Annotated in this window: 1 protein-coding gene; it reads left to right on the top strand. The window is 40.2% G+C overall.

The window, feature by feature from the left end:
• Window positions 1-4: 4 nt before the first annotated feature.
• Window positions 5-204: HU family DNA-binding protein (locus MD535_RS26100; RefSeq protein ID WP_265678160.1), on the top strand; the 200-nt coding region annotated here is incomplete at its 3' end.

Below are 204 nucleotides of genomic sequence, written 5' to 3'. Positions count from 1 at the left end.
AACAATGAATAAATCTCAACTTATCGATGCTATCTCTGAAAAAGCGGACATCAACAAAAAAGAAGCGCAAGCAGCATTGGAAGCCATAACACAAAGTATCGAAGAAGTACTTTCTCAAGGTGAGGAAGTGAGTTTGATAGGTTTTGGTACATTCAAAGTTAACGAGCGTGCTGCTCGTACTGGTCGTAATCCTAAAACGGGTGA

This window comes from Vibrio qingdaonensis (genome assembly GCF_026191675.1).
GTDB lineage: Bacteria > Pseudomonadota > Gammaproteobacteria > Enterobacterales > Vibrionaceae > Vibrio > Vibrio qingdaonensis.
The sequence above is the reverse complement of the archived record's forward strand: the minus strand, read 5'-3'. Positions and strand labels throughout refer to the sequence as shown.